15 protein-coding genes are annotated in these 14,980 nt (G+C 69.8%); 1 reads left to right on the forward strand and 14 read right to left on the reverse strand.

Going from position 1 to position 14,980, the window contains the following annotated elements; all coding sequences use genetic code 11:
* Positions 1 to 40: 40 nt before the first annotated feature.
* The 11 genes from ACFV0T_RS35130 to ACFV0T_RS35180 form a co-directional block, all read right to left on the reverse strand.
* Positions 41 to 2,893, reverse strand: a complete 2,853-nt coding sequence (locus ACFV0T_RS35130; RefSeq protein WP_385788463.1) for a DEAD/DEAH box helicase — start codon at positions 2,891 to 2,893, stop codon at positions 41 to 43.
* Between the two features lie 174 nt (positions 2,894 to 3,067).
* Positions 3,068 to 4,024 carry a twin-arginine translocase subunit TatC gene (tatC, locus tag ACFV0T_RS35135; RefSeq protein WP_385788465.1) on the reverse strand — a complete coding sequence of 319 codons (957 nt, stop codon included), beginning with the start codon at positions 4,022 to 4,024 and terminating at the stop codon, positions 3,068 to 3,070.
* A gap of 47 nt (positions 4,025 to 4,071) precedes the next feature.
* Positions 4,072 to 4,359 carry a Sec-independent protein translocase subunit TatA gene (gene tatA, locus ACFV0T_RS35140; RefSeq protein ID WP_385788467.1) on the reverse strand — a complete coding sequence of 96 codons (288 nt, stop codon included), beginning with the start codon at positions 4,357 to 4,359 and terminating at the stop codon, positions 4,072 to 4,074.
* Positions 4,360 to 4,619: 260 nt separating this feature from the next.
* Positions 4,620 to 4,814, reverse strand: a complete 195-nt coding sequence (locus ACFV0T_RS35145) for a hypothetical protein (RefSeq protein ID WP_385788470.1) — start codon at positions 4,812 to 4,814, stop codon at positions 4,620 to 4,622.
* Positions 4,815 to 4,858: 44 nt separating this feature from the next.
* Positions 4,859 to 5,149: a hypothetical protein gene (locus ACFV0T_RS35150; protein ID WP_385788473.1), complete on the reverse strand. Its 291-nt coding sequence runs from the start codon at positions 5,147 to 5,149 to the stop codon at positions 4,859 to 4,861.
* The gene (locus ACFV0T_RS35155; RefSeq protein WP_385788475.1) at positions 5,146 to 6,219 is read right to left on the reverse strand and encodes a helix-turn-helix transcriptional regulator; all 1,074 of its coding nucleotides are present in this window, start codon (positions 6,217 to 6,219) and stop codon (positions 5,146 to 5,148) included. The genes ACFV0T_RS35150 and ACFV0T_RS35155 overlap by 4 nt, the downstream gene beginning before the upstream one ends.
* An 18-nt stretch (positions 6,220 to 6,237) precedes the next feature.
* Complete coding sequence (locus ACFV0T_RS35160) at positions 6,238 to 7,191, reverse strand: helix-turn-helix transcriptional regulator (protein WP_385788478.1); 954 nt, start codon at positions 7,189 to 7,191, stop codon at positions 6,238 to 6,240.
* A gap of 131 nt (positions 7,192 to 7,322) precedes the next feature.
* Entirely contained in the window at positions 7,323 to 7,694 is a 372-nt protein-coding gene (locus ACFV0T_RS35165; protein ID WP_366697397.1) for an FKBP-type peptidyl-prolyl cis-trans isomerase, read from the reverse strand.
* 60 nt (positions 7,695 to 7,754) lie between these two features.
* Positions 7,755 to 8,768 (reverse strand): FKBP-type peptidyl-prolyl cis-trans isomerase, encoded by a 1,014-nt coding sequence (locus ACFV0T_RS35170; RefSeq protein ID WP_385788481.1) that lies wholly within the window; start codon positions 8,766 to 8,768, stop codon positions 7,755 to 7,757.
* A 128-nt stretch (positions 8,769 to 8,896) separates the two neighbouring features.
* On the reverse strand, positions 8,897 to 10,258 hold the full coding sequence (gene pafA / locus ACFV0T_RS35175) for a Pup--protein ligase (protein WP_007499792.1): 1,362 nt from the start codon (positions 10,256 to 10,258) through the stop codon (positions 8,897 to 8,899).
* Positions 10,259 to 10,267: 9 nt separating this feature from the next.
* On the reverse strand, positions 10,268 to 11,527 hold the full coding sequence (locus ACFV0T_RS35180; RefSeq protein WP_385788484.1) for an MFS transporter: 1,260 nt from the start codon (positions 11,525 to 11,527) through the stop codon (positions 10,268 to 10,270).
* A gap of 118 nt (positions 11,528 to 11,645) precedes the next feature.
* Here ACFV0T_RS35180 and ACFV0T_RS35185 point away from each other — a divergent pair, with 118 nt between their 5' ends.
* Complete coding sequence (locus tag ACFV0T_RS35185) at positions 11,646 to 12,665, forward strand: LacI family DNA-binding transcriptional regulator (protein ID WP_385788487.1); 1,020 nt, start codon at positions 11,646 to 11,648, stop codon at positions 12,663 to 12,665.
* Between the two features lie 68 nt (positions 12,666 to 12,733).
* Here ACFV0T_RS35185 and prcA read toward each other — a convergent pair whose 3' ends face one another.
* From prcA to ACFV0T_RS35200, 3 genes are all read right to left on the reverse strand, one after another.
* Positions 12,734 to 13,492, reverse strand: a complete 759-nt coding sequence (prcA, locus tag ACFV0T_RS35190; protein WP_385788489.1) for a proteasome subunit alpha — start codon at positions 13,490 to 13,492, stop codon at positions 12,734 to 12,736.
* Between the two features lie 64 nt (positions 13,493 to 13,556).
* Positions 13,557 to 14,402 (reverse strand): proteasome subunit beta, encoded by an 846-nt coding sequence (gene prcB / locus ACFV0T_RS35195; protein ID WP_385788492.1) that lies wholly within the window; start codon positions 14,400 to 14,402, stop codon positions 13,557 to 13,559.
* Complete coding sequence (locus ACFV0T_RS35200; protein WP_385788495.1) at positions 14,354 to 14,965, reverse strand: endonuclease VII domain-containing protein; 612 nt, start codon at positions 14,963 to 14,965, stop codon at positions 14,354 to 14,356. Before ACFV0T_RS35200 ends, prcB begins: the two co-directional genes overlap by 49 nt.
* Between the last annotated feature and the right edge of the window lie 15 nt (positions 14,966 to 14,980).

Genomic DNA, 14,980 nt, shown 5'->3' on the forward strand with positions numbered 1-14,980 from the left:
GCGACCAGCCCCCCACCACCCGCACCCGCGATTCGATCCGTCACCCCACCGACGAGTAGGCGACAACCCCCCGCAGCAACAGATCAACCGCCTTACGCGCGGCCTTCGTCACCGTCGAGCCCTCCGCAGGAGACGCCGCCGAGATCTGCCCCAGCACATCGATCACCTGCTTGCACCACCGCACGAAGTCCCCCGCCGGCATCTCCGCCTCGCGCAGCACCTCGTCGAGGCCCTTCCCGGACGCCCACATGTACGCCGCCCAGGCGAAGCCGAGATCCGGCTCGCGCTGGCCGACACCCTCGCTCTGGGTGATCCGGAAGTCCTCCTCCAGGGCGTCCAGCCGGCCCCAGATCCGGACCATCTCGCCGAGCGCGGCCTTCGCCTTGCCCGACGGCAGCTTCGGCGCCATCGCGTCGTCACCGACCCGCGCCTCGTACACCAGCGCCGAGACGCACGCGGCGAGTTCGGCCGGGGCGAGCCCCTCCCAGACCCCGGCGCGCAGGCACTCGCTGGCCAGCAGGTCGAGTTCGCCGTACAGCCGGGCGAGCCGCTTGCCGTGCTCGGTGACCTCGTCGCCGCGCAGGTAGTCGAGCTCGGTGAGGAGCGCGACGATCCGGTCGAAGGTGCGGGCGATCGTGTTCGTCCGGCCCTCGATCCGGCGCTCCAGCTGCGAGGTGTCGCGCAGCAGCCGGTGGTAGCGCTCGGCCCAGCGGGCGTGGTCCTCACGGTCGTTGCAGCCGTGGCAGGGGTGTGCGCGGATCGCGGTGCGCAGCTGGGCGATCTCGCGGTCGTCGGCGGCCTGGGAACGCTGCTTGCGGGCCCGCTCCGGCGGAATGTGCCCGGCCTTGGTGCGCAGCGCGGACGCCAGGTCCCGACGGGACTGCGGGGAGCGCGGGTTGAAGGACTTCGGGATCCGCATCCGCTCCAACGCCTCGACCGGCACCGGGAAGTCCATCGAGGCGAGCCGCTTGACCTGCCGTTCGGCGGTCAGCACCAACGGCCGCGGCCCGTCGTGGTGTTCGAAGCCCCGGTGGCCGTTGGAACGCCCGGCGGGCAGCCCGGGGTCCAGGACCAGCGCGAGGCCGGCGTACTTGCCGGTCGGGACGTGGATGACGTCTCCCGGCTTGAGCTTCTCCAGCGCCACGGCCGCCTCGGCGCGCCGCTGCGCCGCGCCCTGCCGGGCCAGCTCGGTCTCCCGGTCCTTGAGATCGCGGCGCAGCCGCGCGTACTCCTCGAAGTCGCCGAGGTGGCAGGTCATGGAGTCCTTGTAGCCCTCCAGGCCCTCCTCGTTGCGCTGTACCTGCCGGGAGATCCCGACGACCGACTTGTCGGCCTGGAACTGCGCGAAGGACGTCTCCAGCAGTTCGCGCGAGCGGTGCCGGCCGAACTGCTCGACCAGGTTGACCGCCATGTTGTACGACGGCTTGAAGCTGGAGCGCAGCGGATACGTGCGCGTCCCGGCGAGTCCCGCCAGGTGGTCGGGATTCATGGCGCGCTGCCACAGCACCACCGCGTGGCCCTCGACGTCGATGCCGCGTCGCCCGGCCCGGCCGGTCAACTGGGTGTACTCGCCGGGGGTGATGTCGGCGTGCTGCTCGCCGTTCCACTTGACGAGCTTCTCCAACACCACGGAGCGGGCAGGCATGTTGATGCCGAGGGCGAGGGTCTCGGTGGCGAACACGGCCCGCACCAGACCCTGCACGAACAGTTCCTCGACGACTTCCTTGAAGGTCGGCAGCATGCCCGCGTGGTGGGCGGCGATGCCGCGCTCGAGGCCCTCCAGCCATTCGTAGTAGCCCAGGACGTGCAGGTCCTCGGACGGGATGGAGGCGGTGCGCTCCTCGACGATCTCGCGCACCCTGGCGCGGGCCTCGTCGTCGTTCAGCCGCAGCCCCGCGTGCAGGCACTGCTGTACGGCGGCCTCGCAGGCCGCGCGGCTGAAGATGAAGGTGATGGCGGGGAGCAGCCCCTCCGCGTCGAGGCGTTCGATGACCTCGGGCCGGCTCGGCGTCCAGATCCGCGAGCGCTGTCGGCGCTCCCGCTCCCGGTCGGCCTCGCGCATGGCGCGGCCGCGTTTGCGGTCCTGGTAGGACGGCCTGCTGGCCTCCATGCGGGCGAGGCGGGTGAGGTCGGGGTTGACGGCCTTCTTCTGGCCCTCGCCCTCCTCGAACAGGTCGTACATCCGCCGCCCGGCGAGCACGTGCTGGAACAGCGGCACCGGCCGGTGCTCGGAGACGATCACCTCGGTGTCGCCGCGCACGGTGTCGAGCCAGTCGCCGAACTCCTCGGCGTTGGACACGGTCGCCGACAGCGAGACGAGGGTGACCGACTCGGGCAGGTGGATGATCACCTCTTCCCACACGGCGCCGCGGAAGCGGTCGGAGAGGTAGTGCACCTCGTCCATGACCACGTAGCCCAGGCCGAGGAGGGTCTGCGACCCGGCGTACAGCATGTTCCTGAGGACCTCGGTGGTCATCACGACCACCGGGGCGCCGGAGTTGACGCTGTTGTCGCCGGTGAGGAGACCGACCTTGTCCGCGCCGTAGCGGCGGCACAGGTCGGCGTACTTCTGGTTCGACAGCGCCTTGATGGGAGTCGTGTAGAAGCACTTCTTGCCCTGTTGCAGGGCGAGGTGGACGGCGAACTCGCCCACGATCGTCTTGCCCGAGCCGGTGGGCGCGGCGACCAGCACGCCCTTGCCCGTCTCGAGCGCCTGGCAGGCCTCGATCTGGAAGGGGTCGAGACCGAAGTCGTACATCTCGCGGAAGGAGGCGAGCGCGGTGGCCTGCTCGGCAGCGCGCCTGCGTGCTGCGGCGTACCGCTCGGCCGGTGAGAGGTCCTCTGTCATCGTGCTTTCGAGCGTACCGGGCCCCGCTGACAACAGGACGATCATTATCCGGATCGGTGTCCGGGAAACCCGGGATCCGCCCAGCTCACGGCCCTGGACCGAGCGGGCCCGGGGCGGCGGCCCGCAGCCGCTCCCACGCCTGCCCGGTACGACGAAGCGGCCGGGCGCGCCCTGTGGGCGCCCGGCCGCGGTCCGCGGGCGAGATGTGCGTAGGTCAGGTCAGGTCACGTCGTCGTAGCCGTTGACCCGGTCCGTGCTCGTCTGCTCGGGCAGCGCGCGCCCGGCCGTCACGGCCTCGGCCTCGCCGATGTCCCCGGGGGTGAGATCCAGGTCGGAGGCCTCGTCGTCGTTCGGTCCTGCGGCCTCACGGCGGCGCTTGCGCTTGTCGTTGAGCAGCGAGAAGGCGACCGCGGCGAAGTACAGCACCCAGATCGGTCCGGCCAGCGCCAGCATGGACAGCGGGTCGGTGCTGGGCGTGGCCACGGCCGCGAACACCGTGATGCCCATGATCATGCCGCGCCACCAGCCGAGCATGCGCCTGCCGGTGAGCACACCGGTCAGATTGAGCATGATCAGCAGCAGGGGGAGTTCGAAGGAGAGCCCGAAGACGACCACCATGCGCGTGACGAGCTGGAGCAGATCGTCCAGTGGCAGGAGGTTGTCGACGCCGGTCGGCGTGAAGTCGATGAGCACCTTCGCCGTGGTCGGCAGCACCCGGTAGGCGAAGTACGCGCCGCCCAGGAACAGCGGCACGCCGGTGAACACGAACCCGTACGCGTACTTCTTCTCGCTGCGGTGCAGACCGGGCGCGACGAACGCCCACAGCTGGAAGAGCCAGACCGGCGAGGCGAACACGACACCGGCCATCAGGGAGACCTGAAGGGCCAGTGTGAAGGGAGCGAGGAGGCCGTTGATCGTGATCCGCGCGCACTGCTGCGTGTCGTCGGACGTGGACGTCCTGGCCAGTTCCTCGAAGGTCTTTCCGCAGCCGACCGAGTCGAGGATCGGCTTGGTGAGGAAGTTGATGACGTCGTTGTAGAAGAAGGCGGCGACGATCGTCACGAGGACGATCGCCAGCATCGCCTTCGCGAGCCGGTTGCGGAGCTCACGAAGGTGATCCGCGAGGGGCATCCGCCCCTCTGGGTCCTTCTCCTGACTGCGGGCAGGCTTCAGCAACCCACGTTCCCATCTCGTGCGGCGGGCCGGAGGTCACCGGCCCTGCGTCAGCGCTTGGTGGTGTCCGTCGGCTCGGCGACCGGGCGGGAGCTGGTCACGTCGCCGGGGGCGGCCTGGATGGTGCGCTGCGCGGGGGGCTGCTCGTCGGTGGCGGGCGGCGTCTGGGCGGCGGAGCTGTTGCCGCCCTCTTCCTTCATGGCCTTGGCTTCGCTCTTGAGGATCCGGGCGGACTTGCCGAGCGAGCGGGCCATGTCCGGAAGCTTCTTCGCGCCGAACAGCAGGATGATGACGACGAGGATGAGAATGATCTCGGGAGCTCCGAGCCTTCCGAACATAAGTCTTTACCTTCTCACCGAGGCGGCTGGGTGGGGTGCTGTCCGACCGGTCGGACAGATGCCCGAAACGATCGTCTGCCAGCGATCGTAACGCTCAGGGGTAAACGTGAGGCAATCCCCGCGCGTACTCCCGATCTACGGTGTGGGCCTCGTTCTCCACGCCGCGACCAGCAGCGTACCTGCCCTCGCGACCCGGATGACAGGGCGAAGTGTCCGGGAACGCAGGCGCCGCCGGACTCACAGGAGCAGCACCCCGGCCTTCACAGCGCGTCCACGGCGCGGGCCGTGCTGACGGCTGCCTTCTCCAGGTCCTCGGCCGCCCGGTTGATGCGGCGCGCCGACTCCGCGACCTGCCGGCCGAGGCGCTGCGCCTCCAGGAAGACCCGGACGGCGAGCACACCGAGGACGGCGAGACCCAGGAAACCCACAGCTACCGCGAACATCGGCCAGAACATGGGGCCGAGCCTAGTTGGTCCCGCCCCGCCCGGCGCACGCGCGGTTACGTCGCGTGCAGCCGGAGTGTGCTGACCCCGCCCCCGGCCAGCAGCTCCACGATGCGCTCACCGGCCGGCTTGCGCACGGGCACGCCGCAGTCGGGGCAGGTGAAGGAGTAGAAGGTGGTGCGGCTGCTGGCGCCGATGGCCAGACGCAGGGCGCTCGCGCCGAGCTCGAAGCGGCCCCGGCAGTCCGGGCAGCCGGCCCGGAACACGACCGGCGCCACGTTTCTCATGCCGGCGAACGCGGCCGACACCGACATGCCTCGCACTGCGAAGGTCCCCGATTCGCTCAAAGCCCCTGCTCCCGCCTGTCGGACTGCCCGTCGTGGACCTCGTGCGGCGCCGCGGTGGTGGTGTCCGCCTCGGCGGTGTCGGTCCCCTCGATCCCGTCGTACGCCGCCAGCGCCTCGCGGGCCGCCGTGCGCGCGCTGTCGGCGAGCTCGGGCGGGGAGACGATCCGGCCGTCCGGGCCGAGCCGCAGCGCCAGTCGTCTGAGCGAGGCCGGGTCGGGCGTACGCAGAGTGATACGCAGACCGCCGTCGGGAAGCTCATCCGCACTGTCGTGCGGGTAGTACTCGGCGACCCAGCGCCCGCCGGGGCCGACCTCGACGACGACTTCCGGATCCTCGGCGGCGGGCTGCACCAGTCCCTCCGACAGGTCCCTCAGCTCGACCTCGGGCGGCGCGGACGGCTCGTCGAGGACCCTGATCTCGGCGACCCGGTCGAGCCGGAAGGTACGGCGGCCCTCGGAGCGGTAGCACCAGGCCTCGACATAGGTGTGGCCGACGCTGACCAGCCGGATGGGGTCGATCTCACGCTCGGTGACCTCGTCGCGGGCGGGCGAGTAGTAGCGGATCCACAGGCGGCGGCGCTCGGAGATCGCCCGGTCGACGTCGGCGAAGACCCCGCCCTCGGACTCGAAGGTGACCGACAGCCGGGAGCTGGCCCCGGCCGCCTCGCCGGCCGAGGCCTCCACCTTGGCGGTCGCCCGCAGCAGCGCCTGCCGGTCGCTCTCGCGCAGCCCCGGCAGCGTCGACACGGCCCGGGCCGCCACCAGCAGGGCGGTCGCCTCGTCGGCGGCCAGCCGCAGCGGTTCGGCCGCGTCCGCCCCCAGGGCGGCCGGGTTGTGCCACCAGATGCGCTCGCCGTCGGTGTCGATGTCGAGCAGGTCGCCGCCGCGGAAGCTGGTGCCGCACATCGGCAGCACGTCGAGGTCCGAGACCAGCTCGTCCTCGGTGATGCCGAAGGCGCGCGCGACGTCCTCGATCCGGGCACCCGGACGCTCCCTGAGGTACGTCACCAGGGAGAGCATCCGCCGGGTCTGGTCGATGGCGTTCGTGGGCCTGACCGGTTTGCCTGCCACTGTGTTGCTCGCTCCCCCTCAGCCCTTGGCCACGGCACGCAGCCGGTCCACCACGTCGGCCCGCAGCTCCGCGGGCTCCAGGACCACCACGTCCGGTCCGAACTCCACCAGCCAGGCGTCCAGCCCGTGCCCGTACGGAATCTCCAACTCGTCCCAACCGTCGCCGAGTTCCCGAACCGCCGTGGCCCTCGCCCGAAGGGGGTAGCCCGCGCCGCGCCGCAGCCGGATCAGCGCGCTGCGGTCGGCGGTCTCCCCCGCCCAGCTCGCCACCGTCTCGCGCACGGTGACCACGTCGGGGACCTCGGCGGTGTAGCGGCCGCTGCGGCTGCGCACCTTGCCGGTGATCCGGGACAGCCGGAACACCCGTTCGGCCCCCCGGTCGCGGTCCCAGCCCGCCAGGTACCAGTGGCCGCGCCAGCACTCCAGCGCCCAGGGCTCGACCTGCCGGGGCTCGGGGTGGGCGGCGGTTGCCTTGCGGTAGTCGAAGACGACCGGGCGGCGGTCGCGGCAGGCCAGCATCAGCGGCTCGAAGGCGGCCTCGTGCACTGGGATGCGCGGCTCCAGGGCGCCGTGCGCCTCGTACGGGTCGACGTCCTCGGGCAGCCCGGCCGCGCGCAGCTTCTGGAGCGCGCCGCTGGCCGCACCCGCGAGCCGCGCCTGCTGCCACACCTTGGCGGCCAGCCCGAGCGCGGCGGCCTCCTCGGCGTCCAGGGTGATGGGCGGCAGCCGGTTGCTGTCGCGGCGCGCCAGATAGCCGACCTCGCCGTCGAGGTTCTCGACGGTCTCGATGACCAGACCGAGCTCCCGCAGGTCGTCCTTGTCGCGCTCGAACATACGGTTGAACGAGTCGTCCGAGCCGGCTTCCAGATAGGCCTCGATGGACTCGCGCAGCTCGCGCTTGCTGAGCGGCCGCCGTGTCCCCAGCAGACACAGCGCCAGGTTCATCAGCCGCTCGGCCTTGGCAATGGCCATCGACGCCCTTCACCTTCCCCTATGGTGCTTCCGACCGATGACCGTACCGCTCAGCGGTGCCACGACAAAAGCCGAGGGCCCATGCCCGGACAGGCATGGGCCCCAGATGATCGGGTCCGATCGTTTGACGATCAGACGCCGAGCAGATCGACCACGAAGATCAGCGTCTCCCCCGGCTGGATCGCCGGGGTCGGGCTCTGGTTGCCGTAGGCGAGGTGGGCGGGGATGGTCAGCTGCCGACGGCCGCCGACCTTCATGCCCTGCACGCCCTGGTCCCAGCCCTTGATGACGCGGCCGCCACCCAGCGGGAATCGGAACGGGGAGTTCCGGTTCCAGCTGGCGTCGAACTCCTCGCCGGTGCTGAAGGCGACACCCACGTAGTGCACGGTGACGGTCTGACCCGCCTCCGCCACGGGACCGTCGCCCTCCCAGATGTCCTTGATCTCGAGGTCCGCCGGGGGCTCGCCGCCCGGGAAGTCGATCTCGGGCTTCTCGATGCTCACGTCTCTCGCTCCTGCTTGTCTGCGGTAAGGCAACGGTCACAGTCTTACATCACTGCGGAGTCACATTTTCGCGAGGATGTCCACGGAGAAGACCATCGTGGAGTCCTTCTCGATCCCACTGCCACTCGGCGGGTTGTCGCCGTAGCCCAGGTCCGGCGGGATCACGATCAGCACCCGGCTGCCCACCTTCTTGCCGGTCAGACCCTGCGCCCACCCCTTGACGACCTGCGAGAGCCCGAACGACGTCAACGCCTTGCGGCCGTACGTCGAGTCGAACTCCTTGCCGGTGGCCCACAGCACGCCCTCGTACTGGACCAGGACACTGTCCTCGGCCGCCACCTCGTCGCCGTCCCCCTCGATGACGTAGTTCGCCACGAGCTTCTTCGGCGGGTCGGCCTTGGGGATCTCGATGGACGGCGCGCCGCCGTCGGTGTTCGTACCGACCTTGGGCAGGTCCGCGTCGTCCTGGGGCACGTCCGTGCCCTTGGCGGAGCTCTTCGCGTTGAAGGCCCCCAGCACATCGACCACGAACACCAGCGTGTCGGTGCCCTTGATGCCCGCCTGCGAGTTGCCGCTCTTGCCATATCCCCAGGTCGGCGGCACCGAGAACTCCACCCGGCTGCCGGCCTTCCGGCCCGCGAGCGCGTACCGCCAGCCGTCGATGATGCTGCCCTGGGCCAGCTGGATGACCAGCGGGGTCTTACGGTCGAAGGAGTTGTCGAACACCTTCGCCGTGTCCCAGACCTGCCCCAGGTAGTGCGCCTGGATGTAGTCGTTCTCCGCGACGGTCTGACCGCCGCCCGCGATCACGGTCTTGACCGCGAGCTGGTCGGACGGATCGCCCGTGCCCTTGGCGACCGTCGGCTTCTCGCCGAACTTCGTGCCCGCGGTGATCTCCGGCAACGGGCCGTCCACGATCTTCGGCGGCGGGGCCGTCGAAGCCGAGGCCGACGGCGAGGGCGAGGGCGACGCACTGTCGCTCGCCTTGCTCGAGTCGGACTTGTCGTCACCGCATCCGGCGATCGTGACCAGTCCAGCGGGTACGGCGGCAAGGATGAGCGAGCGTCGGCGCACGATGAAGGCCTCGTAATCGGTCGATCTTGTTGATGGCGTGCGCGCAACTCTACGACGTGACAGGGGCGCCGTACGGGAAACGTACGGCGCCCGTGTTGCGTTCCGACCGTGTGTGCGGAACGTCCTGCTCACATTCCGGCGATCAGCTTCTCCACCCGGTCGTCCACCGAACGGAACGGGTCCTTGCACAACACCGTGCGCTGTGCCTGGTCGTTCAGCTTCAGGTGCACCCAGTCGACCGTGAAGTCACGGCGCTGTTCCTGGGCCCTGCGGATGAAGTCACCGCGCAGTCTCGCCCTGGTGGTCTGCGGCGGAACCGATTTGCCCTCGAAGATTTTCAAGTCGTTGCAGATCCGGGCGGCCTGACCCTTCCTCTCCAACAGGTAGTACAGACCACGACGACGGTGGATGTCGTGATACGCGAGGTCTATCTGCGCGACCCGCGGATGAGACATCGTCATGTTGTGCTTGGCCCGGTACCGCTCGATCAACTGGTACTTCATCACCCAGTCGATCTCGGTGCCGATCCGGTCGAGGTCCTCCGCCTCGATCGCGTCCAGCGTGCGGCCCCACAGCTCCAGGACCTGCTCGACGGTGCCGGTACGAATGCCGCGACGCTCGCAGAAGTCCACGGCTTTCTCGTAGTACTCGCGCTGCACCTCCAGCGCCGAGGCCTCCCGGCCGCTGGCCAGGCGCACCTTGCGGCGGCCCGTGATGTCGTGGCTGACCTCGCGGATGGCCCGGATCGGGTTCTCCAGGGTCAGGTCACGCATCACCGTGCCCGCCTCGATCATGCGCAGCACCAGGTCGGTGGCTCCGACCTTGAGCAGCATCGTCGTCTCGGACATGTTCGAGTCGCCCACGATGACGTGCAGCCGGCGGTAGCGCTCGGCGTCGGCGTGCGGCTCGTCACGTGTGTTGATGATGGGCCGGGAACGGGTCGTCGCCGAGGAGACGCCCTCCCAGATGTGCTCGGCCCGCTGACTGACGCAGTAGACGGCCCCGCGCGGAGTCTGCAGGACCTTGCCCGCGCCGCAGAGCAGCTGGCGCGTGACCAGGAACGGAATCAGGATGTCCGCGAGCCGGGAGAACTCCCCGTGCCGCGCCACCAGATAGTTCTCGTGGCAACCGTAGGAGTTGCCCGCCGAGTCGGTGTTGTTCTTGAAGAGGTAGACGTCGCCTGCGATTCCCTCCTCGTGCAGGCGTCGTTCCGCGTCCACCAGGAGTCCCTCGAGAATGCGCTCGCCGGCCTTGTCGTGGGTGACCAGTTCGGTCACGTTGTCACATTCGGGTGTCGCGTATTCCGGATGTGACCCGACGTCGAGATAGAGGCGGGCGCCGTTTCGCAGAAAGACATTGCTGCTGCGGCCCCATGACACGACACGGCGGAAGAGGTACCGCGCCACCTCGTCAGGCGACAGGCGGCGCTGTCCCCTGAACGTGCACGTGACGCCGTACTCGTTCTCCAGCCCGAAAATGCGGCGGTCCATGACTGAACATTACGCCCGATCCCCCGAGCTGAAACGGGGTTCGGCAGCACGATTTGGATCATTTTCCGATGAAGCCGCAATCACCGCTCCCCCGGCGGGAGCTGCGAGGACCCGTCCCGTGGCCAGCAGAACCAGCAGGGACACGGCCCCCGCGACCCCCGGAACCGCGAACCCCCACAGCGCGCCACCCGTCTGGACCACCGGCCCTGCCAGGCCCGTTCCCACCGACGCGCCCACGGTGAACGTCGTGACAAGCCAGGAGAACGCCTCGGTGACCGTCCCCCTCGGCGCGTGCCGGTCCACGATGACGAACGCACAGGCGATGGCCGGCGCCAGGAACACCCCCGCGAGCGCCGCCAGCGCCACCATCGCGACCGCACCCGGCATCAGCATCAGCGGCAGGTAACACACCGCCAGGAACGCCACCAGCACCCGCAGTCGCCGCTCCGGCGCCCCCGCCCACTGACGCGCGCCGTACACCGTGCCGCCCACCAGCGCGCCCAGCCCGATGGCGGCCATCAGCCAGCCGTACACCGCGTCACCCCCGTGCTCGTCCGCGTACGGCACCGACGCGACCGTGATCGACCCCAGCGCGATCCCCACGAACAGGAACGCGGCAAGCAGCGCCAGCAGCCCGGGCGACCTCAGCGCGCCGAGCCAGTGCGCCTCGCGCGGCGCCGAACGCCACGCGCGCGAGGGCGGCGAGACGACCACGGACAGCGCCCCGAGCACCCCGATCACGTTCAGGATCAGCAAGGCCGCCTGCGCCGACCACAGCGACACGCAGAGCGTCACCAGCAACGGGCCGACGGTGAACATCACCTCCTGGGCGACCGCGTCCATGGCGTACGCCCGGTGCACCTGCTCCTCCCCGCGCAGGACCCCGGGCCACAGCGCCCGCAGACCGCCCTCCAGGGGCGGCGTGAAGAGTCCGGCCGCCGCCACCGCGGCGTACGCGAGCGGCAGCGGATCGGAGCCCGTGAAGGCGAACACGGCCATCGCGAGGGCCGAGGCGAGCGCGGCCGGCAGCTGCACGCGCGGCTGCCCGTACAGGTCCACGAGCCGGCCCAGCACCGGCTGCCCGACGGCGTTGGCCACCCCGTACACCGCCGCAAGCGCCCCCGCCAGGCTGTAGGTACCGCCCTGCGCGCGCACGAACAGCACGATCGCGATGGCCGCGGTCGCGTTCGGCAACCGGCCCACGAGCGTGCCGGTCAGCAGCCGGGCGGCGTGCCTCGCCCTGAGGATCTCCAGGTATCCCGCGGCCATGTCTGCCTCCGTCGCCTCGCCCGAGGCTCTGAACCGCCCCAAGGTGTTACGTATAACTTACTCACTCATACGTACCATGTGCGCTGTTCACCAGTCCAGACGAAGGAGCACGCCCGCGGTGGCACGAGGTAGCACACGCCCGACGAGCCGCGATGTCGCCCAGGCCGCGGGAGTCTCCCAGGCCGCGGTCTCACTCGTCCTCGGCGACAAATGGCGCGGCCGCGTCTCCGAGACGACCGCGCAACGCGTACGCGACGCCGCACGCGACCTCGGCTACCGGCCCAACCTGGCTGCCCGCAACCTCCGCCTCGGCCACACCCGCACCGTCCTGCTCGTCGTCCCCGCCCTCACCACCGAATTCTTCGCCGGCGTCTACACCGGAGCGGCCCGCATCGCCGCCGAACACGGCTTCGGCCTGGTCCTCTATCCCTCCCCCGAGGGCATCGGACCCGCCCGCGACCCCTTCGCCTCCGCCCAGAGCGCTCTCGACGGCGTCATCGCCTCCTCCATGGCCGCCGACGCCCTCACCGCCCTGCGCGGCGGCGACCGACTCCCCCTCGTCATGCTCGACAGCGACCCCGAAGGCAGCCTCGGCGCGGCGACGGTCAACCTCGACATCGCCGACGGCGCGCGACAGGTCGCCGACCACCTCCTCGGCCTGGGACACCGACGTTTCCTCCACCTCGCGGCGGACGTCCCCTCCTGGACCTTCGACGTACGCGCGCGGGAGCTCGCCACCCGGATCGCGGCGGTGCCCGGAACCTCCCTGCGCACGACCAAGGCGCCCATCTCCATCGAAGGCGCCCTGACCGCCGCCACCGCCGCCCTGGCCTCCCCGGCACCCCGCCCCACCGCCCTGATCTGCGACGACGACAAACTCGCCGCCGGCGCCTACAAGGCCGTCCGCCGCCTGGGCCTGCGCGTCCCCGACGACATCTCCGTCACCGGACTCGACGACCTCGCCCTGGCCACCGCCATCGACCCCGAACTCACCACCGTCCGCCTCGACGCCGAACTCTTCGGCGAGCGCGGCATGCAGGCCCTCCTGGCCGTCCTGGAGGGCCGCGCACCCGAACCGGGCGACATCCCCGTACAACTCGTCGTACGGGACTCCACAGCGCCACCGAACGCCCCCTGAACGCGCTGTGCCCCCGACCGCCGTCACCGGCCGGGGGCACACACGAGCAGGACACGCCCGCACAGGACCTAGTCCTCGTCGGAGCTCTTCTCCACGCTCTGCGCGCTCTCCGCCTCCGCCGACACACCGGCCGCGGCCAGCAACCGTGACAGCTGCGGACCCACGATCCGCCGGAACTTCCGCGCCTGCGGACGCGTACGGTCCAGCACCGCGACCTCGAGCCGCTCGGCGGGAATCTCCCGCTGCGTACCGTTCGTGTCCCGGGACAGCGCCTGCACCGCCAGCTTCAACGCCTCGGGCAGACTCATCCCGTCCTCGTGCCGCTGGTCCAGATACGTACTGATCTGCTCCGCGTTGCCACCCACCGCGACCGAACCGTGCTCGTCCACGATCGACCCGTCGTGCGGCAGCCGATAGATCTGGTCGCCCTCGGGGGTCTCCCCCACCTCGGCCACGACCAGCTCCACCTCGTACGGCTTCTCGGCCGCACTGGAGAAGATCGTGCCCAGCGTCTGGGCGTAGACGTTGGCCAGCCCGCGGGCCGTCACATCGTCCCGGTCGTACGTGTAACCACGCAGGTCCGCGTAGCGCACACCACCGATCCGCAGGTTCTCGTACTCGTTGTACTTGCCGGCGGCCGCGAACCCGATCCGGTCATAGATCTCGCTGAACTTGTGCAGAGCGCGGGAGGGGTTCTCCCCGACGAACACGATGCCGTCGGCATACTGAAGCACGACCAGGCTGCGGCCACGGGCGATGCCCTTACGGGCGTACTCCGCCCGGTCGGCCATGGCCTGCTGGGGTGAGACATAGAACGGCGTCGACACCGGTTATCCATCCCTTTCTGTCGAAGTCACAGGATCACCTTGATAAAGAAGAACGAACCGTCGACTACAGCAGCGCGGCACGCGGGCCGTCGGGCCGCTCGAGACGGCGCTCCAGGATCGAGCGGGCGATCTCGGAGGACTCGTCCTCGGTGAGCCGGCGGAAGCCGTCCTCGGTGATCACGGTGACGATCGGGTAGATCCGGCGGGCGACATCGGGACCACCGGTCGCCGAGTCGTCGTCTGCCGCGTCGTACAGAGCCTGCACGACAAGAGTCGTGGCCTGCTCCTCGGTGAGGTCGTCACGGTAGAGCTTCTTCATGGCCCCGCGCGCGAAGATCGAACCGGAGCCCGTCGACGCGTAACCGTGCTCCTCGGAGCGGCCACCCGTGACGTCGTAGGAGAAAATACGGCCCTTGCCCCGGTCCACGTCGAACCCGGCGAACAACGGCACCACGGCGAGACCCTGCATGGCCATGCCGAGGTTGGAACGGATCATGGTCGACAACCGGTTCGCCTTGCCCTCCAGGGACAGCGTCGCGCCCTCGACCTTCTCGAAGTGCTCCAGTTCGAGCTGGAACAGCTTCACCATCTCCACGGCCAGACCCGCCGTACCGGCGATACCCACCGCCGAGTACTCGTCGGCCGGGAACACCTTCTCGATATCGCGCTGCGCGATGACATTGCCCATGGTCGCCCGACGGTCACCGGCGAGCACCACACCGCCGGGGAACGTCACGGCGACGATCGTGGTGCCGTGCGGCGCCTCGATCACACCCTGCGTCGGCGGCAGTTGCCGCTTGCCGGGCAACATCTCCGGCTGGTGGTCGGAGAGAAAGTCCATGAAGGACGAGGACCCGGGCGTCAGGAAGGCAGCCGGTAGACGCCCGGTGCTACGAGTGTTGGCTTCCACGCGTTTCCTTCCACGTATGCGGCAGCCCGCCTTATGGCATCGGGCCGATCCTTGAACTGCCCCAGTGCGGCATTGCAGCTGAAGCACAGTACGCCTCGGACCCTACCCGTCTTGTGGCAGTGATCCACATGTGCCGCCGAAGCTGACAAACATATGCAGCAGACGCCTCCTTGAGAAGCGATCAGCTCGTCGCGCTCGGCTTCGGTGATGCCGTACTGGCGCTTCAGACGGCCCTGCCGCCCCTGGACCACCCGGCACGCTTTGCAGCGTGTGGACAGCCCGTCCGATGCGCTGCTGTTGCGATGCCATTCACTGTGCGGCTTGACCTCACCGCACGTCCGGCAGAGCTCGTGCCCGGCCGGTACGTCCACCTTTTCCCACCCCGGCTTGCCCATGGCCTCCCGGCGGCGCCGGTAGTGCGCGGCGCCGTACCGCGCCACACACTCCCGGCATCGCGGCTGCAGGCCGTCACGCCGGTTCCTGTCGCTCGCGAATGCCTCACGAGGCAGATCGCGCTGACGACCCGAGCAGTGCTTCGCGCTCGGATCGCGAGCCACCCTCATCCCCCGCCACCTTCA

Origin of the sequence: Streptomyces sp. NPDC059582, assembly GCF_042735715.1 — a bacterium.
GTDB lineage: Bacteria > Actinomycetota > Actinomycetes > Streptomycetales > Streptomycetaceae > Streptomyces.